Raw genomic sequence first — 23,333 nt, 5'->3', positions numbered from 1 at the left:
ACAGCCCCAGCCCGGTCCCCTTCCCCGGCCCCTTGGTGGTGAAGAACGGCTCGAAGATGTTCGCCTTCACGTCCTCCGTCATGCCGCTGCCGGTGTCGGACACGGACAGGAGCACGTAGGCCCCCGGCTCCAGCGGGTCGTCGGCGGCCGGCCCGCCGACGGCCGCGTTCCGCGTCTCGATCGTGAGCCGGCCGCCGGTCGGCATCGCGTCGCGGGCGTTGACGGCCAGGTTCATCACCACCTGCTCCACCTGCGTCGGGTCGGCCTTGATCCGGCCGAGGGCCGGGGCGAGGGCGGTCGTGAGGACCACGTCCTCGCCGATCAGCCGCCGGAGCAGCCGCTCGGACGCGGTGATGACCTCGTTCAGGTCGAGCACCTTCGGCTGCACGACCGTCTTCCGGCTGAACGCCAGCAGCTGCGCCGTCAGCCCGGCGGCCCGCTCCCCGGCGTCGCGGATGGCGGCGATGGACGCCCGGTTCGTGTCCTTCGACGGCATCGCGATGAGCAGCAGGTCCGAGTACCCGTTGATGACGGTGAGCATGTTGTTGAAGTCGTGGGCGACGCCGCCGGCGAGCCGGCCGACGGCCTCCATCTTCTGCGCCTGCCGGAACTGCTCCTCCAGCCGCTTGCGGGCCGTGATGTCGCGGACGACGGCCGTGACGTGCCGGTCGCCGTCCGTTTGGAACTCGGTCACCGTCAGCTCGACCGGGAACGTCGCCCCGTCCTTCCGCGCGGCGACGAACTCGCGGTCGGCCCCGCCCAGGCAGTCGGTCAGGGCCGTCAGCCGCGGGTCCGGGAGGAGGACGCGGACGTTCCGCCCGACGATCTCCGTCGGGCCGTACCCGAACACCCGCCGGGTGGCCTGGTTCGCCGAGACGACGACACCGGCCTCGGTCGCCGTGATGATCGGGTCGGTCACGCTCTCCATCACGGACCGCAACAGGCCGGTGGACCGCTCCCGCTCGGTCAGGTCGTACAGCGCGACGATGAGGGAAATCTCGCCCCGGTCCCGGACCGGCGTGGCGACGACGTGGACGGGGACGGTCCGGCCGTCCCGCCGGACGATTTTCTTATCGACGCCGGGGACCGGCTCGCCGGTCCGCTTCATGCGGTCGATCCGCTCGCGGATCAGGTCGTGGCAGTCCGGGTGGAACAGGTCGAACGGCGTCTTGCCGAGAACCTCGGCCGGGTCGGCCGCGCCGAACAGCCGGCAGACGGCCGGGTTGCAAAAGACGATCCGGCCGCCGGTGTTCACGAACACGGCCGTGGGCAGCACGTCCAGGAGCCGCCGGTAGCGGTCCTCGCTCTCCCGGAGCGCCCGCTCGGCCTTCTTGCGGTCGGTGATGTCCTGGACCGTGCCGACGAGCGCGACCGGGCGGCCGGCCGCGTCGTACACCGGCTCCGCCGACTCGTGGACGAACCGGACCTCGCCGTCCGCCCGGACGATCCGGTGGTCCAGGCTGTACGTCCGCTTGTCCGCCACCGCGGCCGCGACGGCCGCCTTCACCGCCGCCGCGTCGTCCGGGTGGACGCGGCGGAAGAAGTCCTCTTGCCGCAGGTCCCGCCCCTCCGGCTCCCGGCCGAAGATGCGGTACACCTCGGCCGACCACCGGAGGCGGTCGGCGGTCAAGTCCTGCTCCCAGTCGCCGACGTGGGCGATCCGCTGGGCGCGGGCCAGGCTCGCCTCGCTCCCCTCGAGCGCCCGCTGGCGGGCCTTCAGTTCCTGGATGTTCCGGCCGATGCCGACCAGCCCGACGACGCGGCCGTCCCGGTCCCGCAGCGGCGTCTTGATCATGTGGTGCCACTCGTCGCGGCCGTTCGCGTTGCGGATCAGCTCCTCGCGGTCGAAGATCGACTCGCCGTCCCGGAGGACCCGCTGGTCGTCGGCGTGGTACTGCTCCGCGAGGTGGCGGGGGTGGAGGTCGAACACTGTCTTGCCGACGAGGGCGGTGTCGGACGCCGCGCCGACAGTCTCGGCGTGCCCGCGGTTGCTGAGGACGAACCGGCCGGCCGCGTCCTTCGTGAAAATCTTGTCCGGGATGGTGTCGAGTAGCGTCCGCAGGAGCGTCCGCTCCCGCTCGAGGTCCTCCTCGGCCGCCTTTCGCCCGGTGATCTCGCGGGACACGCCGACGACGCCGACGACGGCCCCGGCCGCGTCCCGGTACGGGGCCTTCATGACCAGGTACGTGCGGCGGACGCCGCCGGGGGTGAGCTGCTCCTCGCGGGTTTCGGCCCGGCCGGACGCCATCACCTCGCGGTCCCGGTCCCGGATCCGCTTCGCCTCGTCCGGCGGGAAGAACGCGGTGTCGTCCTGGCCGAGGACCTGGGCCACCGTCCGGCCGACGAACCCGGCCGCGGCCGCGTTCACGAACAGGTACTTCCCGTCCCGGTCCTTGACGAACATCACGTCCGTGGACCCGTCGGCCACGGCCCGGAGCAACGTCGTGGCGCGGGACAGGTCGCGGAGGTCCCGGCGGACGAGGGCGTAGACCAGGCCGGCGGACGCGAGGACGAACAGCGACCCCTTGACCGTGGAAACCCAGTATCCGAGGTCGCCGCCGCCGAGCCGGGCGAGGGCGGTGTCGGAGAACCAGATCCACAACAGGCTGACGGCCGCGTAGATGCCGGCGACCCGGATCGGGACGGTCCGCGGGGGACGGGGGGGAGGGGGCATGGGGGTTCGCGGGTCGGGTGGGGAACGGCCGGCCGCCCACGCGGCCTCCGAGTCGGGACGGCCGCGACCCTCGGCCGGCGGTTCGTCGTAGGGAAAGGGGACGGCGCGGGCGCGGTCCGGGCATTCTAGCTCCATGTTTATGAACATCGAGCATGTCGTCCTCGAGTTGCCGTTCCGACCCGCACTTCAGCCCCGGACGCAAATCCGATCTCAATCGGTTCGATGATCGAGCGTCGGCCCGGACGAACCGGGCCGCGCCCCGCGTGCCGCCATGATCCTCCGCGTGCTGTTCGTAGACGACGAACCGAAGACCTTCGACGGGTTGCGGCGGGCGCTGCGCTCGTTTCGGAGCGAGTGGGTGACGCGGTTCGCGCCCGACGGGGCGGCGGCGCTCGCGGCCCTGGCCGAGGAGCCGGCGGACGTGGTCGTCACCGACCTGCGGATGCCGGGGGCCGACGGCGGCCACCTGCTGGCCGAGGTCTGCCGCCGGTACCCGCGGGCCGTCCGGATCGTGCTCGCCGGGGGCGGGCCGCCGGACGCGGTCGTGCGGGTGGCGGGGCTGGCCCACCGGATTCTGCCGAAGCCGCTCGACGCGGCCGAACTGCGGGCGGCGATCCGCCAGACGGCCGCCGTCCAGGGGCTGCTCGCCGACGACCGCCTCGTCGCGGCCGTCGGCCGGCTCCAGTCTGTCCCCAGCCGCCCGGCCCTGTTCGACCGGCTGCTGCCGCTGCTCGACGAGATCGACGGGTCGGTCGCCGAGGTGGGCCGGCTGCTCGCCGAGGACATCGGCGTCACGGCCAAGCTCATGCAGGTCGCGAACTCGTCCCTGTTCGGGTCCCGCTACCCGGTCGCCACCGCCCAGGAGGCGGTGCAGCGGCTCGGCACGGACATGACGAAGGCGCTCGTCCTGGCCGACGGCGTGCTCACCCGGTTCGACCCCCGCCCGCTGCTGCCCTACGCCCTCGACGACATCTGGGACCACAGCCAACTCGTCGGGGCGCTGGCCCTCCAGATCGCCCGGACCGAGGCCCCGGCCGCGGCGTGGCTGGGCGGCGTCCGGGCGTGCGGCCTGCTGCACGACATCGGCCGCCTCGTCCTGGCGGGTTCCGACCCGGCCCGGTACGTCGGCGTGCTGACGGACGTTCACCGGCGGTGCGTGCCGGTCGTCGAGGCGGAACAAAAGGCGTTCGGCGCGACGCACGCCGAGGTCGGCGCGTACCTCCTCGCCCTCTGGGGAATGCCGGCGTCGTTCGTGGAGGCGGTCGTCGGCCACCACCACCCGATGACGGCCCGCAGCCCGGTGGAGCGGTTCGACATGACGACGGCCGTTCACGTCGCGGAGGCGGTGCTGGACACGGACGAGGGCGGCGGCCCGGACACGGAGTACCTGGAGAAGCTCGGGCTGTTGGACCGCCTACCGGCGTGGACCGACGCGGCCGAGGAACTCCGCGAGGCGAGCCGGGCGTAACCCCGAACCCGTTGCCCGACGGCAGTGTCACCTGATACCATTCCTTCAGGTGTACCGATGTTCCATACCGATTCCACGGCCCACGACCTCGGCGACGGGCTGTCCGTCGTCGTCGGCCGGTTGCCGGCCGAACTGGCCTGGTCCCCGGCGGCGTTCCGCGAAGCGTGGACCCTTCACCCGGAGGCGAGGCCGACGATCTTCCTACACGGGCGGGAGGTCACGGTCCCGCGGTGGCAGCAAGCCTACGGCGCGGACTACCACTTCAGCGGGCAGGTGAGCCGCTCCCTTCCCGTGCCGCCGCCGCTCCGGCCGCTCCTCGACTGGGCGCGGGCCGCGGTCCACCCGGCGCTCAACGGCCTGCTGTTGAACTGGTACGACGGCCCCGGCCACTACATCGGCCCGCACCACGACAGCACGGCGAACATGGTTCCGGCCGCGCCGATCGTCACGATCTCGTTCGGCGAGGCCCGGACGTTCCGCATGTCGCTCGGCCGGCAGAAGCGGGACTTCCTGGCGGCGGACGGGTGCGTCATCGTCATCCCGCAGGCGACGAACGCCGTGTGGAAGCACGCCGTGCCGAAGTCGGCCCGGTACGCCGGGCGGCGGATCTCCGTGACCGTCCGGGCGTTCACCGGCACGTGACCGCTGATCCGCGTGGGGTCTTGAACAGCATTTGCCGTTGATCGGTGGGCCGGTATACTCAGGGTGCTTTTTTCCCCCGGAGTCGCCATGCCGCCGCCCGCCGACCCGACCCGCACGCACGACCCGGACGCCACCGAACCCCACGGCCCGCCCGCGCCGCCGGCCGGCGGTCCGCTCCACGTCCCCGGCTACGACGTCCTCGGCGAACTCGGCCGCGGCGGCATGGGCGTCGTCTACGCCGCCCGCGACGCCGGGCTGAACCGCGACGTGGCGATCAAGGTCCTCCAGGACCGGTTCGAGGCAACCGGCCCGACGGCCCGGCGGTTCGTCGAGGAGGCCCGCATCACCGGCCGCCTCCAGCACCCCGGCATCCCGCCGGTCCACGAGCTGGCCGCGCTGCCGGACGGCCGGCCGGTCATGGTGATGAAGCTCATCAAGGGCCGCACGCTCGCGGACCAGCTCGAAGCCGCCGACCGTCCGGAGCTACCGCGGCTGCTGCAAGCGTTCGAGCAAGTCTGCCAGACGGTCGCCTACGCCCACGCCCGCCACGTCATCCACCGCGACCTGAAGCCGTCGAACGTCATGGTCGGCGCGTTCGCCGAGGTGCGGGTGATGAACTCGGGCCTGGCGAAGCTGTTGGGCAGCGACGGCCCGCGGGCGGGGAAGTACGTCGGTTGGCCGATGCTCGTGGTGCTGACCCTGGGAACGAGGTGAGGCGCGGGTCAAACGGATTCGTCGCGCTTGGCCTCGCGCAGGAAGGGTTCGAGCGGGATGGTTTGGATTTGTTCTTGCAAGTAGTGATGCACTTCGGTCGGCTTCATCTTGACCAACGGGTGACGGTATTCCGGGTGAATGGCCTTGAGGTGCTGGGCCAGTTGTTGTACCCACCAACTCGCGGTCATCTGGATCACGGTAGCGTTGATCCGCGCCGCCAACTCGGACAGGCGGCTGCGCGAGCCGATGCGATCGACGATGACGACGGTACTGAGGTGGGTCTTCTTCCGGCCGAAATCGACCTCGCGCTCGAACCGGCTGACCTTGTCTAACGAGATTTCCGAGTTGCCCCGGCCGATGAAGCCGATGTCAAACCGCACGCCCTTTCCGGCCGTGAAGAGAAGCGTCGCGTCGCTCTCCCGCTTCTCTTCCGACGACGTGAACCAGAACACGCGGGTGTATTCTTGCGGCGGGAAGGGGGTGTGCTTGAAGCCGAGAATCGTGAGGGTTGACCCCAGAATCAGTTTCTCGAACAGTTTCCCGTAGGCGGACTTCTCAGACCCGCGAATGGCCAACGTCGCCGCACCGATCGTGTTGAGTAGGTACGTCAGGAATAACTCGTCCACGTCGATCAAAGCACGGTCACCGACCCCGAGGCGGCCCGACAACGGCCGGCCGCCGTCCCGCCGACTCTCGACGACACTTTGGCAGACTTCGAGATAGCCGTCGCGGTAGGAGGTCAACTCCGCAACATCATCCTTCAGCACGTTCTGGAACGCCTTTTCCGTCAGGCCGAGTATCCACAGCGACAGCCAGCGGTTGGCCTTGCCCAAGCGTGGCTGCTGCAAGAGTTGCGTAGCCAGCGTCGGGAGTTGGCGGACGAATCCCGGCGTCTTGGCCTCCTGTTGAAGGAAGAACTCGACCACGCTCAGGTTCAGTGCGGCGATCCGCTTTCGCGTCAGTTTCTCGGTGGAGGTTCGGAGGTTCCGCCCGACGAGTACGTCGAGAACGACGCTCCGGATGACGTCCATTCCCAGCCGTTGAACCAATTGCACGCCGTTCGCCGTGAGAAGGCCGACGGCCTCCGGCGGGAAAAGGCTCACGAGGTCGGACGGGGGCGTCATGAGAACAGGTTCCGCTGAACCCGCACCGGCGGGCAGTTGAGGGTCAGCACGGCCTCGGCGTCCGGCCCGGTCCAGCGGGCCGCTTCCTCGCGGATGACTTCCACGTATTCCGGGTTTTGCTCGACCAAGACGAACCGGCGGCCGAGCCGCGTCGCGACCCGGCCGACCGTACCAATGCCCGCGAACGGGTCGAGGACTACGTCTTCTTGGAACGAGTAATACCGGATCACCTTCTCCGCGAGTTCGTCCGGGAAGATGGCCGGGTGTCGCTTGTCGTGGGCGGGTTTGATCCGCCAGACGTTGGTGCGCTCGTAGTCGTCCTCGATCCGCGAGGCCCGCACGAGGTCTTGCTTGGGGTGAGCGCGGATGTTCCAGTCGATGAGCTTGTCCGACGCCTTGCGGTAGACCAGGATGTTTTCGGTAACGGGCACGGCCTTGTATTGCAGGGGGTTCCGGTCGGCGGCGAACCGCCGGCCGCGGCCGGTGGCCCACCCCGCCCCTTCCGGCTTCACCCAGATGATGTCGTCGATGAACGTGAACCCTTCCTCGACGAACAGTCGGTGCATGTCGAACGGTACGGCGATCCGCCGGGAGGCTTCGTTCCGGTTGGCCCGGCGGATCAGCACCGGGGACACGTTCATCACGAAGAACCGGCCCTCGGACAGAAGCCGGTGACACTGACGGATGATCCGCCGAATCTTCTGGAGGTAGTCCTCGTAGGTGACGTAGTCCGTGTACTCCGGCCGGGCGTTGTAGTACGGCGGCGACGTGAAGACGAGGTTCACGCTGGACGCGGGGAGGTCGGACAGCAACTTCTCGCTGTCCCCTTGTGCGATCGTGTTCCGCAGGGCCGAAAGCGGGTAGGGTTCGATTTTCTTCGTGGCGCGTTTGCCCGCCGCCTCGTCCCGCCCGAGTAACCGCGCCTCGATGGTTTCCGGGGTCGTAGTCTTGTCTTCAAGAACCAACGAGGTCCAGGCGTCGATGACGATCTCGCCGACTCGGATTTTCCGCGAGGGTTGGACCAGTGGCACGCGCCAGACGTGATAGCGGTCATCGACCTCGGGCAAACCTAACGTCACGGCTTGAGTCAGGTCGGCTCCTTCGAGCCAACTGCGGCAGATGTCTTTCGCCGTCTTCACGTCGAGGACGTGGTAATTCCGCTTTTCCGCAACCGTCCGCGTCGGCCGTGGCATGGTTCGGTTCCGTGACTCGTTTTCTACATAGTATCGGTTCCCCAGCGTGGTACACATTACTCGACCCGCTAACCGAATGTTCCGGCCGCGGGCCGGCTTCCCTTCCGTCGCCGGTAGGGCAACCGACCTTGTTTCTCCGGCAAATATTGTTCAATTGTTTAGGGACAAGATGGCCAAAGTCTGGAACCTGGAAGTGAACACCCGGCCCGACGAGGACCGCATCATGCTCGCCCAGGTCCGGTGCGGGCTGCGGATCGACGAGGCCGGCCGCCTTCAACCCCTTCCGCCGGACGAACACCGCAGCCTCTTCGCCGAGATGAAGGCCAAGTACCCGGCCGAGTTCGCCGGGCCGACGCCGGCCCAGGTCGCGGTGTGGCACCGCGACCGGCTCGCGGAGGCCGAGAAGGTCAAGGACGCGTTCGCCGCCGCGTTCCACCTCCGCATCCTTCTCAAGGCCGACCCCACCGACGCGGAGTTGGCCCGCCGCCTCCGGTCGGCCGAGGACGGCCGCGTCGCCGCCGAACTCGCCCCGCCGCCGCGGAGCAAGTAATACCCACAGCCAGTGCAGGCTCCCGTGGTCACCTACATTCTCAGCTCGCGGCGGATGTCGGCGACCACCTCGGCCGGCGGCGGGGCCACGTCCACCGTCACCTCCCCCGCCGGCGGCTCCAGCGTCGCGAGCTGACTGCGAAGCATCCCCGGCTTCATGAAGTGCCCCTTCCGGGCTTCCAGCCGCTTCCGCAGTAGGTCCTCCGACCCGTGCAGGTACACGTACCGCACGCACGCCGGGTCGTCCTTCTCCAGGTAGTCCCGGTACTCGTCCGTCAGGGCCGAACAGGCGACGACGATGTTTTCGCCCGACTCGCACGCGGCGTCGATCCGCCGCCGCAGCGCCCGCAGCCACGGCTTCCGGTCGGCGTCCGTCAGCGGGGTGCCGCCCTTCATCTTCGCCACGTTCTCCGGCGGGTGGTAGTCGTCCCCCTCGACAAACGGCCACCCCAGGTCGGCGGCGAGTTGCTCCCCGATCGTCGTCTTACCGGAACCGGACACCCCCATTAGCACGATGACCATGACGACCCCCCTGGGCGAACGGTCGTGGAACGACCCGCGCGGCGAACTTCTCTACCTTTCTACCCTTCCTGCATGTTGACCCGTGCAGTAAACTTTTGGAATCCCACCCGCCCCCGCTTCCCGAAGGCAGTCGCGAATGCTGACCAGCTTCACCGTCGTCGCCGTGGCGTTGCTCGCCGCTCCGGCCGCGCCCAAGCTCCCGCTCACCGGCCTCGGCGCGGCCGTCCACGTCCCCGACCTGTGCAAGTACCATTACCGCGTCAGCACGCCGTCCGCCGAGTGCCAGAAGTTCTGCGACGAGGCGTTCGGGTACTACTACTCCTACGTCTGGATGGAAGCGGCCCGCAGCTTCGAGACGGCGCTGCAACACGACCCGGACTGCGCCCTCGCGTGGCTGGGGCTGCACCGGTCGCTCGAAAAGTGGGGCAAGACGAAGACGCCGAAGCCGGACGCGGCTCTCGCGATCACCGGCGGTTCACTTCAACCGAAACTGCCGGACCGGTTCACGAAGGCCCCGCACGACTACGCCCTCGAACAGGCGAAGCGGCTGATGGCGAAGGCGAGCCACCGCGAGAGCCTGCTGATCACGGCGAAGCTGCAAGAGCGCGGCATGTGGCCGGACGTGAAGCCGGAGGAGCGGCGGAAGAAGGCGACGCAAACGCTCGACGAATTACTCAGCATCTACGAGGACGACGAGGAGGGTTGGTTCTGGCGGGCGCAGATCGCCGAGGGGCAGCACGGGCCGATCCCGTTCTACAAGGCGCTGTTGAAACTGAACCCGTTGCATCCCGGAGCGAATCACGAACTCGTTCACGTCTTCGAGAACATCCGCCGGCCGGCGCTCGGGTGGCCGTATGCCGAAGGCTACATCGCGTCGTCGCCGGGCGTGCCGCACGCCTTCCACATGCAGGCGCACCTGGCGATGCGCGTCGGCAAGTGGCAGAAGACGACCGACTGGTCGTGGCGGGCCGTCGAGTTGCAGAAGGCGTACCACGCCCTGCTCAAGGTGAAGCCGGAGGACGACCACCAGTTCCGCCACCACATGGAGACGCTGACCCGCAGTCTCGTCCACGACGGCCGGTTCGTCGAGGCGGCGAGCCTTCGCAAGGAGGCCGAGGGGTACAAGTACCACTTCCGCCCCGAGTGGTTCCGGCACGCGGTCGCGGAGAAGAACTGGGCCGACGCGGAGAAGGTCGTGTCCGACCTGTCGAAGACGGACAAGCCGACGCGGGCGTACTTCACGGCCGTCCTCTTCTTGGAACGTGGCATGCCGGAGCGGGCGAGGGCCGAGATCGACGTGCTGAAGCAGGGGAACCAGTCGAAACGGAACGACCGCCTCCGCGACCTGCGGCTGTGGGAGGTGCAGGGCCGGTACGAGTGCCAGACGGGCAACGGCGAGGCCGGCGTGAAGTTGCTTCGTCGCACGATCGACAAGACGAAGGACGACTACGCCCACCACGCCTGGGGCGGCGGCGCGTACTACATGGAGGTCTGGGGCACGGCCGCGTTGGAGGCCGGGATCGCGTCGGAAGCCGAGGAAGCGTTCCAGGAGGCACTGGCCCACGACGCCGGCAGCGTCCGCGGGGCGCTCGGCCTGTGGGCGTTGTGCGACCGGCTCGGCCGGACGGAGGAGGCGGACCGCTACCTGAAGGTGGCCCACCGCTGCTGGGCGAAGGCCGAGTCCGGGGCGTTCGCGGTGCTGAAGGACGACTTCGCGAAGAAGGCCGCCAACGTGCCGACGCCGAGCGTCGCGACGAAGTGAAATTCCCGCCCCGCCGCCTTGCCCCCTGGGGCGATTCCGGGATATACTCCCTGTAGCTTACAAGCTGCCACCGTGCGGACGGCCCGAACCCTCCGGCCGACCCGCACCCTGTTTGGCGGGGTTACCTTCAACCTCCACCACTTTTCTGCTCACCCCACCTGACGTGGAGGTTGTTATGCTCACCGGATTGATCGGCCCGCTCGGCCCGCAAGAACTGCTCCTCATCCTGCTCCTCGGCGTCCTGCTGTTCGGCCGGAAACTGCCGGACATCGGCCGGTCCGTCGGCAAGTCGATCGTCGAGTTCAAGAAGGGGATGAAGGGGATCGAGGAAGAAGTGTCGTCCGACTCGCCGAGCCGCCCGGCCATCGAGCCGGAGGCCGTGAAGCCGCCGCAGCGGATCACGAGCAACGCCCCGAAGTTCGACGACGCCCCGGCCAGCAACCTGCCGCCGCGGCTGTAAGTCATTACCTCTCACCACGAACGCCCCCGGTGAACGCCGGGGGCGTTGCGTTTCATAGTAGTAGGCACACTCCGTGTGCCGATTGCTGTCGGCCGCGGAGGCTCGGGCGAACTCTCCGGGCGCATGAAGGAGACGGCACACGGAGTGTGCCTACTACTATTTGACCTTGTCAGATCGCGCCGCATTCGTTCCAATCGCCGCGTGTCACTCCCCCGCACGGACGCGGACGCCGCCATGCTGGCCTTCCTGCCCGTTGACCCGCCCCCGCACGCCGGCGGCGTCCGCCTGGACGTTCGCGTCGGGACCGGCCGCGCGGTCAGCTTCACCCTCGGCGACGGCGAGTTCCTCCTCGGCGGGGCGGCCGCGTGCGACCTCCGGCTGCCGGGGCCGCAGACGCCGCCGGTCGTCTGCCAGTTCACCCGGTCGGCCGACGGCGTCCGCGTCCGCAAGCTCTCGCCGACCGTCCCGGTGGTCGTGAACGACCGCCCGCTGTCCGGCTCCGCGCCGGTCGCGGTCCACGACGGCGACCACGTGCAAGCCGGCCCGGCCGAGATCCGCGTGCATGTCTCGGACGGCGCGTTCCTCACGCCGAAGCTGACGATCTTCGAGGACGACATCCCGACCGCGAAGCCGCTGCCCGCGGCCGACGACGACCTCGCACGCGAGCGCGCGGAACTGGCCGAGCAGGCCCGCGAGTTGGAAGAAGAGCGGGCGATCTGGTACCGCCGCAAGATGGAAATGCAGGCGGAACTCCAGGGCGTGCCGGACGCCGACGGGTTGTTGCGGCGGGAGGCGGCGGTCGCGGCGAAGGAGCGGGAACTCCAGCACGAGTACGACCGCCGGTTCGCCGCGCTGACCCAGGAGGTCGAGCGCCGCCGGGCGGAGGTCGATGCAGAACTGGCCGCGCGGCGGGAGCGGGCCGAGGCCGAATCCGCCGACCGGATGCGGACGATCGAGGAAGAGATCGGCCGCCGCCGCGCCCAGTTCGAGGCCGACCTTCGCGAGTACGAGCCGCGGCTGGTCGAGCTGCAACTCGTCCGCGAACGGCTGACGCTGGCGCAGGAGGACATCGACAAGCAGCAACTCGGGCTGAAGACGGCCCGCGACGAACTCCGCCGCGAACGGACGGCGCTCGACGACGAGCGGCAGTGGCAGACGGCCCGGCTGAAGGAACTGGACGACGCCTTGCTCCGCCGGCACGAGGAACTGTCTCGTCGCGAGGAGCAGCTGCGGCGCGACCGCGACGGCCTGACGAGCGAGCGCGACCGGCACAAGGACGACCTCGTCCGGCTCGACCGGTGGCAGGCTGCGCTCGAGTCGAAGCAGACGGAACTCGCCGGCCGCGCCGCCGAGGTGAACGAGCGGTTCGACCTGATGCACCGCCACGCCGGCGAGTGGGAGGACACCGTTCGCCTCGCCGACGCGGAGCAGACCCGCATCCGCGCCGAGGCGGACCGGTTGGAGAAACTCCGCACGGAGTTGGACCAGCAGGCCGCCGCCCTCGCTGACCGCGGCGCGATGTTGGAGTCGCAGCAGGCCGCGCTCGCGATGCTGCGTGCGAACCTCGCCCGGCAGCAGGAAACGATTCAACAGGAGTCGGCGGCGCTGACCGCCGAGCGGCTGCGGTTCGAGGAGCACCGCCGCGAACTGGAGAACACCGTCCGCGAGGCGGAATCGGTCCGTGCCGAGTTGGGCACGATCCGCGACGACCAGGTTCACGAGCACCGCGTCACCGCCGAGCGGAACACGCTACTGGCCGCGACTATTGAGGAGCACCGTGCGGCCGAAGAGCGCCTTCGGCAGAAGGAACTCGAACTCGACGAGCGGTCGAGCCAGTTCGCGGAGCAGGCGGCGCTCTTGAAGGCACGGCTCCAACAGGCGGTCGAGTTGCAAGAGCGGCTGGAACTCGACCGCGCGGCGGTGAAGGCCCGCGAGGCGGCCCTGAGCGAAACGGACGCCGCACGGCTGGCGTTCCAGGAGCAACTCCGCAAGCGGTCCGAGGAGCTGTCCCTCCGCGCCCGCGAGGTGGACGAACTCCGCGTGAAGCTGGCCGAGGAGCAGGCGGTCATGGACCGCCTCCGGCAGACGCTCGACGGCGAGAAGGCCCGCGAGGAACAGCGGCTCGGCGCGTCCCGCGAGGAGTTGGCGGCACGGGCGAAAGAAGTCGAGGACCGTGCGGCGGCGCTCGCCGAGCGGGAGGCGACGCTCGCCCGGCAGGTGGCGCGGTTGAAGGAAGTCGGCGAAACCGTCGCCCAGGAGCGGAAGGCGCTCGCCGAGGCCCGCGCGCAGTTCGACGCCGACACCACCGCCGCGGCGCAGACGCAACTGACCAGCCAGCATGAGACGGAGGCCGTCCGCGCCCGCGTCGCCGCCCACTTCGCGGAACTGCGGGCACAAGCCCCGAACCTGGACGAACTCGCGAAGGCGTCGCTCGACCGGCTCGCCGCCGCGCGGGACGTGCTGCGGGGCAACCTCGGCGAGCTGCACGACTACGCCCGCCAGACCCGCGAGGAACTCGACGCCGTGCGGAGCCAACTCCGCGCGGACGCGGAGCAACTCCGGCAGCGGGAGTACGACATCGAGTCGGCGCGGTCGGAACACCGGCTCGCCGTCACCGGGTTCCGTCAGCAACTGCTCGACTGGCAGTCGAAGGTCGGCGAGTTGCGGAACCAGTTCACGGCCGCCGAGGCGCGGATCGACCAGCGGCAGGCCGAGGTCGAGACCGTCGAGAAGCAGTTGTTGGACGCGCGGGACGACCTGGCGAAGCAGACGCAGGAGATCGCGGCCGAACGCCGCAAGGCCGGCGAGAAGCGGGCCGAGATGGAGCGCCACCTCGGCGACATGCGGGAGTGGTACCGCCGGAAGCTCCGCGAACTCGCGGCCGGCCGGCAGGTCGATGAGTCCGACATGCCGAAGTTCGGCGACGAGCGGCGGCCGGACGTTTTGCCGCTATCCACGCCCATCGCGGAGCCGCCGGCCGAACCGGAACCCGGCGACCAGCAACTCGGCGACCTGCTGAAGTCACGCGGCCTCGTGGACGAGAACACGCTTCAGGCGCTCTGGGCCGAGGCCCGGCGGCAGCGGAAGACGCTCCGGCAGACGCTCCTCGCCAGCGGGGCGCTCACGCTCTACCAACTCGCCATCATCGAAGCGGGGAACCTCGACGGCCTGATGCTCGGCCGCCTCCGCGTGGTGGACCGGCTGCGAGCCACGTCGAAGGAAACCGCGTACCGCGTCTTCGACCCGACCCGCCCCGGCGGCCCGACCCGCGGCGTCTACGTCCTCCGCCACCTCTCCGAAACGGAGATGCAGGACGCGGTGCATCCGGACGAGTTCCGCCAGCGGTTCGCGGCGATGGCCGCGGCCGCCCACCCGAACCTCGCGAACACGCTCGAAGTGCTGGAGGTCAACAAGCGCCCGGCCGCACTACAAGAATGGGTCGGCGGGTTGGGGTCGGCCGACTGGCCGCCGGTGGCGGCGCTGCCGGGCGTGTGGCTGCGGCTGATGAACGACGCGGCGAAGGCCGTCCACCACGCGCACCGGGCCGGCCTCGTCCACGGCCGGCTGGCGAGCGACTCGTTCGTCCTCACCGCCGACGGTACGCTGAAGGTCCTCGGCTTCGGCGAACCGCTCTGGCTCGCCGGCGGTACGCAGACGGTCGAGCCGCCGCCGGCCGCCGACCTGCGGGCGCTCGGGCAGCTCGGGTTCCTCTGGTCGCAACTCGGGTCCCGCCGCCGGGGGACGCGGACGAAGCCGTTCCCCGCGGAACTGACGACCGTGATCCGCCGCTTGGAGATCGGGGCCGAGCCGCCGATGGGCGACGTGGTCGCGATCGACCGCCCCTACGCCGACACCGGCGACCTGCTCCGCGACCTCGCCCGGCTGATGGAATCGCACCCGTGCCCGGCCGATGCGTGGGAGAAGCTCGTCCGCTTCGCCGCCGACAACGCCCCGGACCAGCCGCAGCCGCTCCGGGCGACGGGCTGAAGATTCTCGCGATTTTCTCCAACGGCCGCGGCCCGTCGTGCGTAGTATTGGCCAGTCAGGTTGACCATCACGTCCGTCGAAAGGGGTCCGCTCATGGGCCTCAACTACCAATTCAACCCGGCCGCGGGGACGGTCTCGTCCGGCACTCAACGGCCGGTCCGAAACCCGCTGCTCGACGTGCCGAAGGCGGTCGTCGAGCTGGTTCCCGAATCCGTCGCCCGCGAGAACATGGTCTTCCCCATCAGCGCCTCGGGGGAGACGGTCGCCGTGGCCGCGCGGGACGCGACCGACATCCTGCTGGCGGACAAGCTCTCGTTCATCCTCACCCGCAAGGTGCGGCTCATCCGCTACCCGGAGAAGTACATCCGGGCCGCCCTCGACCACCACTACGGCCGCGCGGAAACGTGGTCGGTCGATTCGATGCTGATGGAGTGCGCGGCCCCGGCCGTCCACGCCCCCCGTCCCGTCCACCCGGCGATGAGGGCCAAGTCGCGCGGCGGCAGCATCGCCGATCTCACGAGAAGCGTCCGGTATCAGGACTACACCGACTTCGACCTCGACCCGGACGCCGCCGCACAACCCCCGTCGCCGCGCGGCCCCGGTTCCGACCCGACTTCCTTTAGCCCGAGGTCCGGCATGTTCCGCTACACCGTCCCGGACGGCCACCGCGTCATCGTGACCGACCGCCGCGGCCGCACCACCGTCGTCGTCGGGCCGGCCCGGTTCCTCGCCTGGGGGAAGACGGTCCAGCCGATGGGCCACTACGTCGCGCACCCCGGCGAGTTCCTCGTCGTCCGCTACCGGGACGGCCGCCAGGAGCACCTGCCGGGGCCGAGCGAGGTCTGGTTCGACGCCCGCACCCACCTCGGCGTGACGAAGCAGGACGCGCTGCAGGTCGCGGCGAAGGAGGCGGTCGTCGTGTACACCCGCGGCGAGGCCGGCGCGACCCGGCGGGTCGTCCACGGGCCGACGCTGTTCGTCCCCGCGCCGGGCGAGTGGCTGCACACGTTCACCTGGCACGGCTCGGACGGCGGTTCGACCGGCACGGAGAAGATCGCGAAGGGGTTGGTCTTCCAGAAGCTATGGCTGATGCCGGACCAGATGTACCACGACGTTCGGGAGGTCCGCACGGCCGACGACGCGGTGCTGACGATCAAGTTGATGATCTTCTTCGAGCTGCTCGACATCGACCGGATGCTGGACGCGACGCACGACCCGATCGGCGACTTCGTGAACGCCGCCACGTCGGACGTGGTGGACTTCACCGGCCGCCGGACGTTCGAGGAGTTCAAGAAGGAGACGAGCAAGTTGAACGAGATGGACGCCTACCGGCAACTCGTCGCGCGGGCCGGGCAGACGGGTTACCGGATCAACAAAGTCGTCTACCGCGGGTACGCCGCCCCGGACCGGCTCCAGGCGATGCACGACCAGGCGATTGAGGCGCGGACGAAGTTGGAACTGGACCGCGCGACCGAGGAACAGGCGCAGGGGCTGGAAGACTTCAAGCTGAACGCGCAGATGCAGCGGGCGGCGAAGCGACGGACCGAGCAGGCGACGGAAGCGGCCGCGGAACTGGAACTCCAACGGCGGCGGCAGGACGCGGAATTGGAGCAAGCCCGCCGCGCGGCCGAGTTGCAGCAGGAGGTCCGCCGTCAGGCCGACGCCCGGCAGCGGGAGCATTTGGATTCGCTGAAGGCGATGGGCGTGGACCTGACCGCGTTCCTGACGCAGAGCCGGGCCGACCGCGTGATCGAGTTCCGCGGCAGCGGCAACGGCACGCACGTCCACCTGGACCGGCTGGATGGGAAGGAGTGACCAACGACGGGCAACGGCCGACCGCACTATATAGCCGCCGGCTTGCCGGCGGGGTTTTGACACTCCAAAACCCCGCCGGCGAGCCGGCGGCTATATAAACAGCGACTGGCGGTCACTTCCCCTTCGCCCACCGGGCGGCCGTCTCCGCGACCCGCTTGCCGAGGGCCGCGGCCGTCTTCCGGTCGCCGGGGTTCACGTCGGCCTGCCCCTGGTCGGTCTGGGCCATCGCGCCGCCGTAACTGCTCAGGCGGTTCACGTTCTCCTTGCCCGTGCCCTCCACCAATAGCCCCAGGCCGACCCAGATCATGCTGTGCTGCATCGCGTTCACGTAGAGGCCGTTGAGCGTGTTCAGCTTGTCGCCGGACAGCCCGCCGGAGTGCGTGAACGCGGCCGCGACCTTGTCCTTCCAGAGTTGCTGGTACCAGATGCCGCTGCACGCGTCGATGAACGCCTTCATCTGCGCCGAGTACCCGCCCATGTACGTCGGCGTGCCGAACACGATGGCGTCGGCCGCGTTCAGCTTCGCGACGGCCGCGTCGTTCGACCACCGGCCGTCCTTGATGTCGGTGTTCGCGAGCCGGATCAACTCGACGGTCGTGCCGGCCACGCCCTTCGCCCCCTCGGCGACGGCCTCGGCGAGTTGGTGCGTGTGGCCCTGGGCGGAAAAGTAGACGATCGCGACGGACGGCATGACGAGTCTCCGGGAATGACGTGGGCGAGGAACTTCTTAGGCGGAATTTACTGCGCGAGGAACCCGCCATCGACCGGGAGCGAAATCCCGGTGGTGAACGACGCGACGTCGCTGGCCAGGTACAGCACGGCCGCCGCGACCTCTTCGCTCCGCCCCATGCGGCCGACCGGGTGCAGCCCGGCGAGGTACTTGGCCTGCTCGGTGTCCTCGCCGCCGACGAACCGGTCCATCATCTCCGTGACGATCGCGGCCGGGGCCACGGCGTTCACGCGGACGTTCTGCTTCGCGTACTCGAGCGCGACGTTCTTCGTCAGCCCCTCGACGGCGTGCTTCGTGGCGATGTACACGCTCGCCCCGGCCATGCCGACGTGCCCGGCGATGCTGGACGTGTTGACGATCGACCCGCCGCCGGTCTTGAGCATCGCGGGGATTTCGTGCTTCATCGCGGCGAGGACGCCCCACACGTTGATGTCGAACAGCTTCCGGTAGTCGGCTTCCGTGACTTCCGTGGTCGAACCCATCCACTCGACGCCGGCGTTGTTGAACGCGATGTCGAGCCGGCCGAACTTCGCGACCGTCGCCTCGACCAGCTTCTTCACGTCGGCCTCGTTGCTCACGTCGGCCTTCACGAACGCGGCCGTGCCGCCGGCCTTCGTGATCTCGGTGACGACCGCCTGCCCCTCGGCATCCCGCCGCCCGGAGACGACGACTTTCGCCCCGGCCTTCGCGAACGCCTTCGCGGTGACCGCCCCGATGCCGCTCGTGCCGCCGGTGACGAGCGCGACCTTGCCGTTGAAGTCGAACATGACTCGGCCCTCGATTTTTGACATGACCCGGAGAGGTGAACGCGGAGGGATACCGAAGGGCGAAACGCGATCTTACACCGGCTTCGTCGCGGAGACGAGGTATCCGTACGCCCGCACATGCGGCAGCCACCAACTCCGCGGTAACGCGCCGGTCAAACCGAGCGCGACGACGCGGGTGATCGTGAAGCCGGTCGATTCCAGCCGGGACGCGATCTCCCGATACGTGAAGTGGTGCAGTGTGAGCGGCGCGCCGCCGTAGGCTTGCGGCATCGTCAGGTCGCCGGTGCGGAACCGCCGCCACCCCAGGCCGTGGAACCCGCGGTTGTGGGCGTGCAGCACGAACCGGCCGCCGGGCTTCAAGATTCGGTGGGTGGCCGTCAACATCGCCGCACGATTTTCTTCCCCGCGGACCATGCCGAGGGTGCTGAACAGGCACGCGGCGTAGTCGAAGGTCGCGTCCGGCAGCTCCGCGAGATCGACGAGGTTGGCCTTCTGGAACGCGAGGCCTGGCGACAGCCCGCGGGCCGTCGCGAGCATTTCGTCGGAGAGATCGACGCCGACGCACTCGAACCCGCCGGCCGCGAAGTGTCGGCACAGCCGGCCCGTGCCGCAGCCGAGGTCGATGAGCCGGCCGGGCGTCGGAAACTCCTCCTCGCAGAACCGCACGTCCGCGGCCGCGAGCGGGGACGCGGCCATCTGCCGCTCGTACCCGGCGACCATCTCGTTGCTGTGCAGGTAGTCCCACAGCCCGCGGTCCACGCCGGGCGGGAGTTGCCAATCCGGTATCATGTCCGTGTTGTACGGCCCCGCGCCCGGAGAACGACATGCCCGCGACCGACGCCCGCATCAAGCAGGTGGACTTCTCCTACGAGGACTACCGCTACCGCACGCCGATCAAGTTCGGCGGCGTCGCCCTCGACAAGGTGACGCTGCTCAACGTCGAGATGGTCGTCGAGACGGAAGCCGGGAAGGTCGCGACCGGGTTCGGCTCGATGCCGCTCGGCAACGTGTGGGCGTGGCCGTCGCGGGCGATGAAGTACGACGAGACGCTGGCGACGATGAAGTGGGTCGCCGAGTCCGTTTGTCAAATCTACCGCTCTTGTACCATCGTCGATCACCCGATCGAGATCACGCACGCGCTCGAGCCGGAGTTCTTCCGCGCCGCGGAGCTGGCCCCGGCCGCCGAGCCGATGCCGAAGCTGGCGACGCTCGTGGTGGCGTCGCCGTTCGACGCGGCCCTGCACGACGCCTACGGGAAGGCCCACGGGCGGAACTGCTACAAGACCTACGGCCCGGACTTCCTGCGGCACGACCTGGGCCACTTCCTCGGCAAGCAGTTCGCCGGGCTGCACCTGTCGCGGTTCCTGGCGACGGAGCCGCAGCCGCGGATGCCGCTGTACCACCTCGTCGGGGCGCTCGACCCGCTGACGCCGGCCGACGTGAAGGAGCCGGTCGGCGACGGGCTGCCGGAGACGCTCGGCGAATGGATCGCCCGCGACCGGTTGACGCACCTGAAAATCAAGCTCAACGGCGACGACGCGGCCTGGGACGTGGCCCGCGTCGCCGGCGTGAACCGCGCGGCCGAGGAGACCGCGGCCGACCGCGCGTTCCACTACTCGCTCGACTTCAACGAGCGCTGCCAGAACGTGGAGTACCTGCTGGACGTGCTGCGGCGGACGCGGGCCGAGTCGCCGCGTGCGTTCGACCGGATTCAGTACGTCGAACAGCCGACGGCCCGCGACCTGAAGGCGAACCCGGCCAATAAGATGCACGAGGCCGCGAAGTTCAAGCCGGTCGTGATCGACGAGTCGCTGCTCGACCTCGAAACGCTCCTGCTCGCCCGCGACATGGGGTACACCGGCGTCGCGTTCAAGGCGTGCAAGGGGCAGTCGCAAACGCTCCTGCTCGCGGCCGCGGCGCAGCACTTCAACCTGTTCCGCTGCGTGCAGGACCTGACGTGCGTGGGGGCGTCGCTCATCCACTCCGCGGGCATCGCGGCTCACGTCCCCGGCGTGGCGGCCATCGAGTCGAACGGCCGCCAGTACTGCCCGGCCGCGAACGCCGCGTGGGAATCGCGGTTCCCCGGCGTGTTCACGATCCGCGACGGCACGATGAACACCGGGCTGCTGAACGGACCGGGGTTGGGGGCAAGGTGAGCGTGAGCCAGGGAGGTACGCCGAGCACCCGCCATGTCGTGGATTGAATGAGCTTCCGCCAGTTCTTGACGGCCGACGGCAGGCGCGGCGGAACGTGGGCGAGGGCCGCCGCAAAAACTTGGATTCGACCGGCCGTTTCTGTTACCCTGTGGTCATGCCGCACCACCTCCCCTTCTCCCGCCGCTCGTTCCTCCGCAACGCCGGGGGCGGGTTCGGCGCGATCGCGCTCGCGGGCCTCCTCGCGGACGACGGCCGGCTCGCGGCCGCCGACCCGCTCGCGCCGAAGCCGCCGCACTTCGAGCCGACGGCCAAGCGGGTCATCTTCCTGTTCATGTCCGGCGGGCCGAGCCACATGGACACGTTCGACCCGAAGCCCGGCCTCACGAGGCTGCACGGCGAGAAGTTGCCGGCGTCGTTCGGCCCGGTGAAGACCCGCCGCGGCGTGGACAAGAACAAGCTGCTCGCGTCGAAGCGCACCTTCCAGAAACACGGCCGGAGCGGGATCGAGGTGTCCGACTGGTTCCCGCACCTGGCGACGTGCGTGGACGACCTGTGCGTCCTCCGCGGCTGCCACGGGGACAGCGTGACGCACCCGGAGTCGGTCTACCTGATGAACACCGGGTCGATCCTGATGGGCCGGCCGAGCATGGGGGCGTGGGTGGCCTACGGCCTCGGCACGGAGAACCGGAACATGCCGGCGTTCGTCGTGCTGCCGGACCCCGGCGGGTGGCCGAAGGGCGGCGCGCCGGCCTGGGGTAACGGGTTCCTGCCGACCGCGTACCAGGGCACGCTCATCCGCGGCGGCACCACGCCGGTGGTGAATTTGAATCGGCCGAAGGGCGTGACCGTCGAGCAGCAGAAGAAGACGCTCGACTTCATCCGCGAGGCGAACCAGGAGCATCTCGCGGCCCGCGGCGGTGATTCGGAACTGGAAGCGCGGATCGCGGCCTACGAGCTGGCGTTCCGGATGCAAACGCACGCCCCGGACGTGGTGGACCTGGCGCAGGAGACGGCCGAGACGAAGGCGCTCTACGGCCTGGACCGCAAGGAGACGGCCGAGTTCGGCACGCGCTGCCTGTTGGCCCGGCGGATGGTCGAGCGGGGCGTGCGGTTCGTGCAGCTCTACTCCGGCGACACGAACGGCTGGGACGCGCACTCGGACCTGGAAGGCAACCACGGCAAGCTCTGCCTGGAGAGCGACAAGCCGATCGCCGGGCTGCTGACGGACCTGAAGCGGCGGGGGTTGCTGAAGGACACCCTCGTGATCTGGGGCGGCGAGTTCGGCCGCACGCCGATGACGGAGGGGACGACCGGCCGCGACCACAACCCGCACGGGTTCTGCATGTGGCTGGCCGGCGGCGGGGTGAAGGGCGGGCAGGTGATCGGCGCGACCGACGAGATCGGCCTGCGGGCGGCGGAGGGGAAGGCCCACGTCAACGACATCCACGCGACGGTCCTGCACCTGCTCGGCTTCCGCCACCTGCGGCTGACGTACCGGCACAACGGCCGCAACGAGCGGCTGACCGACAACGGCGGCGAGGTCATCTACCCGGCGATTGCGTGATTGAAAAGGCGAGCGTCGGGGCGTAAGCCCGACGTGGCTCGGACACGGGCAACGAGCTTTTTCGTTTCCGAGGAACGCCGGGGCGAGGGGTGCAGCCACGTCGGGCTTACGCCCCGACGCTTGCCGTCGCGATGACCACTTCTCGGCGACCGCGGACGCGCCATAAGACACTTCCAACCTCACCCCATTCGGAGACCGCTCGTCATGGCATTCGACCTGTTCAACCTCGCCGGCGAAGTCGCGGCCGTGTTCGGCGGGACCGGCGTCCTCGGCGGGGCGATGGCCGACGCCCTCGCCGCCGCCGGGGCGAAGGTCGCCATCCTCGGCCGCTCCGAGGAGCGCGGCCGGGAGGCCGTGCGGCGGATCGAGACGGCCGGCGGGACCGCCACTTTCGTGGCCGCGGACGCCATGAGCAAGGACTCCATCGCCGCGGCCCGCGATGCGGTCCTCAAGAAGTGGGGGGCCGTCACCGTTCTCGTCAACGGGGCCGGCGGGAACAAGCCGGAGGCGACCGTCCCGCCGGGCGGCGACTTCTGCAAGCTGCCGCTCGACGGGTGGGCGGCGGTGTTCGACCTCAACCTCGTCGGCGGGACGCTGCTGCCGTGCCAGGTGTTCGGCGAGGCGATGCTCGCGGCCGGCAAGGGGAGCGTCATCAACGTCGCGTCGATGGCTTCGATCCTGCCGCTGTCCCGCGTGGTGGCGTACTCGGCGTCGAAGGCGGCCGTGCTGAACCTGACCCAGTGGCTGGCCCGCGAGTGGGCGACGAAGGGCGTACGGGTGAACGCGATCAGCCCCGGCTTCTTCCCGGCCGAGCAGAACCGACGGATGCTGATGAAGGAAGACGGCACGTACACGGAGCGGGGCCAGTCGATCATCGGCCACACGCCGATGGGCCGGTTCGGCGTGGCGGAGGAGCTGGCGGGCGTCGCGGTGTGGCTGGCGTCGCCGAAGGCGGCGTCGTTCGTCACCGGGCAAAACATCGTCGTGGACGGCGGGTTCTCCGCCGTGACGATTTAAGGCCGAAGGGTGGCAATAATGATATTTGGGGTGGCCGGGGCGGGCACGCGGTGGCCGGCGTAGGCCCGGCACACCGGGATAGGGGCGTGGAGCGGCAGGGTGTTCCAGAGAGGCTACAAGGAGCGGCTGGACGGACGGGGGGGCGACGGGGGGGGGCGCGGGGGAGGCGGCGGGGGGGGGCGCCGCGCG

At 69.6% G+C, this 23,333-nt stretch carries 18 protein-coding genes; 11 read left to right on the top strand and 7 right to left on the bottom strand.

Going from position 1 to position 23,333, the window contains the following annotated elements; translation table 11 throughout:
- Window positions 1–2,674, bottom strand: a 2,674-nt coding sequence (locus AC5JJ2_RS21880) for a PAS domain-containing sensor histidine kinase (RefSeq protein ID WP_495860163.1), incomplete at its 3' end; no start/stop codon positions are given.
- 271 nt (window positions 2,675–2,945) lie between these two features.
- On the opposite strand from AC5JJ2_RS21880, the gene AC5JJ2_RS21875 reads away from it, so the two are divergent.
- The 3 genes from AC5JJ2_RS21875 to AC5JJ2_RS21865 all read left to right on the top strand — a co-directional run bounded on the left by AC5JJ2_RS21875 (window position 2,946) and on the right by AC5JJ2_RS21865 (window position 5,498).
- The gene (locus AC5JJ2_RS21875) at window positions 2,946–4,142 is read left to right on the top strand and encodes an HDOD domain-containing protein (protein ID WP_495860162.1); all 1,197 of its coding nucleotides are present in this window, start codon (window positions 2,946–2,948) and stop codon (window positions 4,140–4,142) included.
- A gap of 57 nt (window positions 4,143–4,199) precedes the next feature.
- Window positions 4,200–4,784 (top strand): alpha-ketoglutarate-dependent dioxygenase AlkB, encoded by a 585-nt coding sequence (locus tag AC5JJ2_RS21870; protein WP_495860161.1) that lies wholly within the window; start codon window positions 4,200–4,202, stop codon window positions 4,782–4,784.
- Window positions 4,785–4,871: 87 nt separating this feature from the next.
- Complete coding sequence (locus AC5JJ2_RS21865) at window positions 4,872–5,498, top strand: serine/threonine-protein kinase (protein WP_495860160.1); 627 nt, start codon at window positions 4,872–4,874, stop codon at window positions 5,496–5,498.
- 8 nt (window positions 5,499–5,506) lie between these two features.
- Here AC5JJ2_RS21865 and AC5JJ2_RS21860 read toward each other — a convergent pair whose 3' ends face one another.
- Both AC5JJ2_RS21860 and AC5JJ2_RS21855 read right to left on the bottom strand, forming a co-directional pair.
- Window positions 5,507–6,547 (bottom strand): CfrBI family restriction endonuclease, encoded by a 1,041-nt coding sequence (locus AC5JJ2_RS21860; RefSeq protein ID WP_495860159.1) that lies wholly within the window; start codon window positions 6,545–6,547, stop codon window positions 5,507–5,509.
- Between the two features lie 71 nt (window positions 6,548–6,618).
- Window positions 6,619–7,815 (bottom strand): DNA-methyltransferase, encoded by a 1,197-nt coding sequence (locus AC5JJ2_RS21855; protein WP_495860158.1) that lies wholly within the window; start codon window positions 7,813–7,815, stop codon window positions 6,619–6,621.
- Window positions 7,816–7,984: 169 nt separating this feature from the next.
- On the opposite strand from AC5JJ2_RS21855, the gene AC5JJ2_RS21850 reads away from it, so the two are divergent.
- On the top strand, window positions 7,985–8,365 hold the full coding sequence (locus tag AC5JJ2_RS21850; RefSeq protein WP_495860157.1) for a hypothetical protein: 381 nt from the start codon (window positions 7,985–7,987) through the stop codon (window positions 8,363–8,365).
- A gap of 32 nt (window positions 8,366–8,397) precedes the next feature.
- Here AC5JJ2_RS21850 and AC5JJ2_RS21845 read toward each other — a convergent pair whose 3' ends face one another.
- Window positions 8,398–8,886, bottom strand: coding sequence for a gluconokinase (locus tag AC5JJ2_RS21845; RefSeq protein ID WP_495860156.1), 489 nt, complete (start codon window positions 8,884–8,886; stop codon window positions 8,398–8,400).
- 136 nt (window positions 8,887–9,022) lie between these two features.
- Between AC5JJ2_RS21845 and AC5JJ2_RS21840 the strand changes: the two genes are divergently transcribed.
- The 4 genes from AC5JJ2_RS21840 to AC5JJ2_RS21825 all read left to right on the top strand — a co-directional run bounded on the left by AC5JJ2_RS21840 (window position 9,023) and on the right by AC5JJ2_RS21825 (window position 16,910).
- A complete protein-coding gene (locus AC5JJ2_RS21840) occupies window positions 9,023–10,648 on the top strand; it encodes a tetratricopeptide repeat protein (protein ID WP_495860155.1) in 1,626 nt (541 codons plus the stop codon).
- A gap of 175 nt (window positions 10,649–10,823) precedes the next feature.
- Window positions 10,824–11,108 carry a twin-arginine translocase TatA/TatE family subunit gene (locus AC5JJ2_RS21835; protein WP_495860154.1) on the top strand — a complete coding sequence of 95 codons (285 nt, stop codon included), beginning with the start codon at window positions 10,824–10,826 and terminating at the stop codon, window positions 11,106–11,108.
- A gap of 201 nt (window positions 11,109–11,309) precedes the next feature.
- Window positions 11,310–15,095: a hypothetical protein gene (locus tag AC5JJ2_RS21830; protein WP_495860153.1), complete on the top strand. Its 3,786-nt coding sequence runs from the start codon at window positions 11,310–11,312 to the stop codon at window positions 15,093–15,095.
- A 93-nt stretch (window positions 15,096–15,188) separates the two neighbouring features.
- On the top strand, window positions 15,189–16,910 hold the full coding sequence (locus AC5JJ2_RS21825) for a GspE/PulE/PilB domain-containing protein (RefSeq protein ID WP_495860152.1): 1,722 nt from the start codon (window positions 15,189–15,191) through the stop codon (window positions 16,908–16,910).
- Window positions 16,911–17,022: 112 nt separating this feature from the next.
- Here AC5JJ2_RS21825 and AC5JJ2_RS21820 read toward each other — a convergent pair whose 3' ends face one another.
- The 3 genes from AC5JJ2_RS21820 to AC5JJ2_RS21810 all read right to left on the bottom strand — a co-directional run bounded on the left by AC5JJ2_RS21820 (window position 17,023) and on the right by AC5JJ2_RS21810 (window position 19,196).
- Window positions 17,023–17,601, bottom strand: a complete 579-nt coding sequence (locus tag AC5JJ2_RS21820) for a flavodoxin family protein (RefSeq protein WP_495860151.1) — start codon at window positions 17,599–17,601, stop codon at window positions 17,023–17,025.
- A gap of 47 nt (window positions 17,602–17,648) precedes the next feature.
- A complete protein-coding gene (locus AC5JJ2_RS21815) occupies window positions 17,649–18,407 on the bottom strand; it encodes a glucose 1-dehydrogenase (protein WP_495860150.1) in 759 nt (252 codons plus the stop codon).
- A gap of 72 nt (window positions 18,408–18,479) precedes the next feature.
- Entirely contained in the window at window positions 18,480–19,196 is a 717-nt protein-coding gene (locus tag AC5JJ2_RS21810; protein ID WP_495860149.1) for a class I SAM-dependent methyltransferase, read from the bottom strand.
- A 35-nt stretch (window positions 19,197–19,231) separates the two neighbouring features.
- On the opposite strand from AC5JJ2_RS21810, the gene AC5JJ2_RS21805 reads away from it, so the two are divergent.
- The 3 genes from AC5JJ2_RS21805 (at window position 19,232) to AC5JJ2_RS21795 (ending at window position 23,144) form a co-directional block, all read left to right on the top strand.
- Window positions 19,232–20,563 (top strand): enolase C-terminal domain-like protein, encoded by a 1,332-nt coding sequence (locus AC5JJ2_RS21805; RefSeq protein WP_495860148.1) that lies wholly within the window; start codon window positions 19,232–19,234, stop codon window positions 20,561–20,563.
- Window positions 20,564–20,717: 154 nt separating this feature from the next.
- The gene (locus AC5JJ2_RS21800; protein ID WP_495860147.1) at window positions 20,718–22,127 is read left to right on the top strand and encodes a DUF1501 domain-containing protein; all 1,410 of its coding nucleotides are present in this window, start codon (window positions 20,718–20,720) and stop codon (window positions 22,125–22,127) included.
- A 204-nt stretch (window positions 22,128–22,331) separates the two neighbouring features.
- Entirely contained in the window at window positions 22,332–23,144 is an 813-nt protein-coding gene (locus tag AC5JJ2_RS21795; protein ID WP_495860146.1) for an SDR family oxidoreductase, read from the top strand.
- Window positions 23,145–23,333: the final 189 nt, after the last annotated feature.

The organism is Limnoglobus sp., assembly GCF_059499385.1.
This window is presented reverse-complemented; position numbering and strand designations above follow the sequence as displayed.

Bases quoted from the DNA above. Each gene is read 5' to 3' on its own strand.
- AC5JJ2_RS21875 (WP_495860162.1), top strand. From the start codon at position 2,946: ATGATCCTCCGCGTGCTGTTCGTAGACGACGAACCGAAGACCTTCGAC.
- AC5JJ2_RS21870 (WP_495860161.1), top strand. From the start codon at position 4,200: ATGTTCCATACCGATTCCACGGCCCACGACCTCGGCGACGGGCTGTCC.
- AC5JJ2_RS21865 (WP_495860160.1), top strand. From the start codon at position 4,872: ATGCCGCCGCCCGCCGACCCGACCCGCACGCACGACCCGGACGCCACC.
- AC5JJ2_RS21855 (WP_495860158.1), bottom strand. From the start codon at position 7,815: ATGCCACGGCCGACGCGGACGGTTGCGGAAAAGCGGAATTACCACGTC.
- AC5JJ2_RS21850 (WP_495860157.1), top strand. From the start codon at position 7,985: ATGGCCAAAGTCTGGAACCTGGAAGTGAACACCCGGCCCGACGAGGAC.
- AC5JJ2_RS21845 (WP_495860156.1), bottom strand. From the start codon at position 8,886: ATGGTCATCGTGCTAATGGGGGTGTCCGGTTCCGGTAAGACGACGATC.
- AC5JJ2_RS21840 (WP_495860155.1), top strand. From the start codon at position 9,023: ATGCTGACCAGCTTCACCGTCGTCGCCGTGGCGTTGCTCGCCGCTCCG.
- AC5JJ2_RS21835 (WP_495860154.1), top strand. From the start codon at position 10,824: ATGCTCACCGGATTGATCGGCCCGCTCGGCCCGCAAGAACTGCTCCTC.
- AC5JJ2_RS21825 (WP_495860152.1), top strand. From the start codon at position 15,189: ATGGGCCTCAACTACCAATTCAACCCGGCCGCGGGGACGGTCTCGTCC.
- AC5JJ2_RS21820 (WP_495860151.1), bottom strand. From the start codon at position 17,601: ATGCCGTCCGTCGCGATCGTCTACTTTTCCGCCCAGGGCCACACGCAC.
- AC5JJ2_RS21815 (WP_495860150.1), bottom strand. From the start codon at position 18,407: ATGTTCGACTTCAACGGCAAGGTCGCGCTCGTCACCGGCGGCACGAGC.
- AC5JJ2_RS21810 (WP_495860149.1), bottom strand. From the start codon at position 19,196: ATGATACCGGATTGGCAACTCCCGCCCGGCGTGGACCGCGGGCTGTGG.
- AC5JJ2_RS21805 (WP_495860148.1), top strand. From the start codon at position 19,232: ATGCCCGCGACCGACGCCCGCATCAAGCAGGTGGACTTCTCCTACGAG.
- AC5JJ2_RS21800 (WP_495860147.1), top strand. From the start codon at position 20,718: ATGCCGCACCACCTCCCCTTCTCCCGCCGCTCGTTCCTCCGCAACGCC.
- AC5JJ2_RS21795 (WP_495860146.1), top strand. From the start codon at position 22,332: ATGGCATTCGACCTGTTCAACCTCGCCGGCGAAGTCGCGGCCGTGTTC.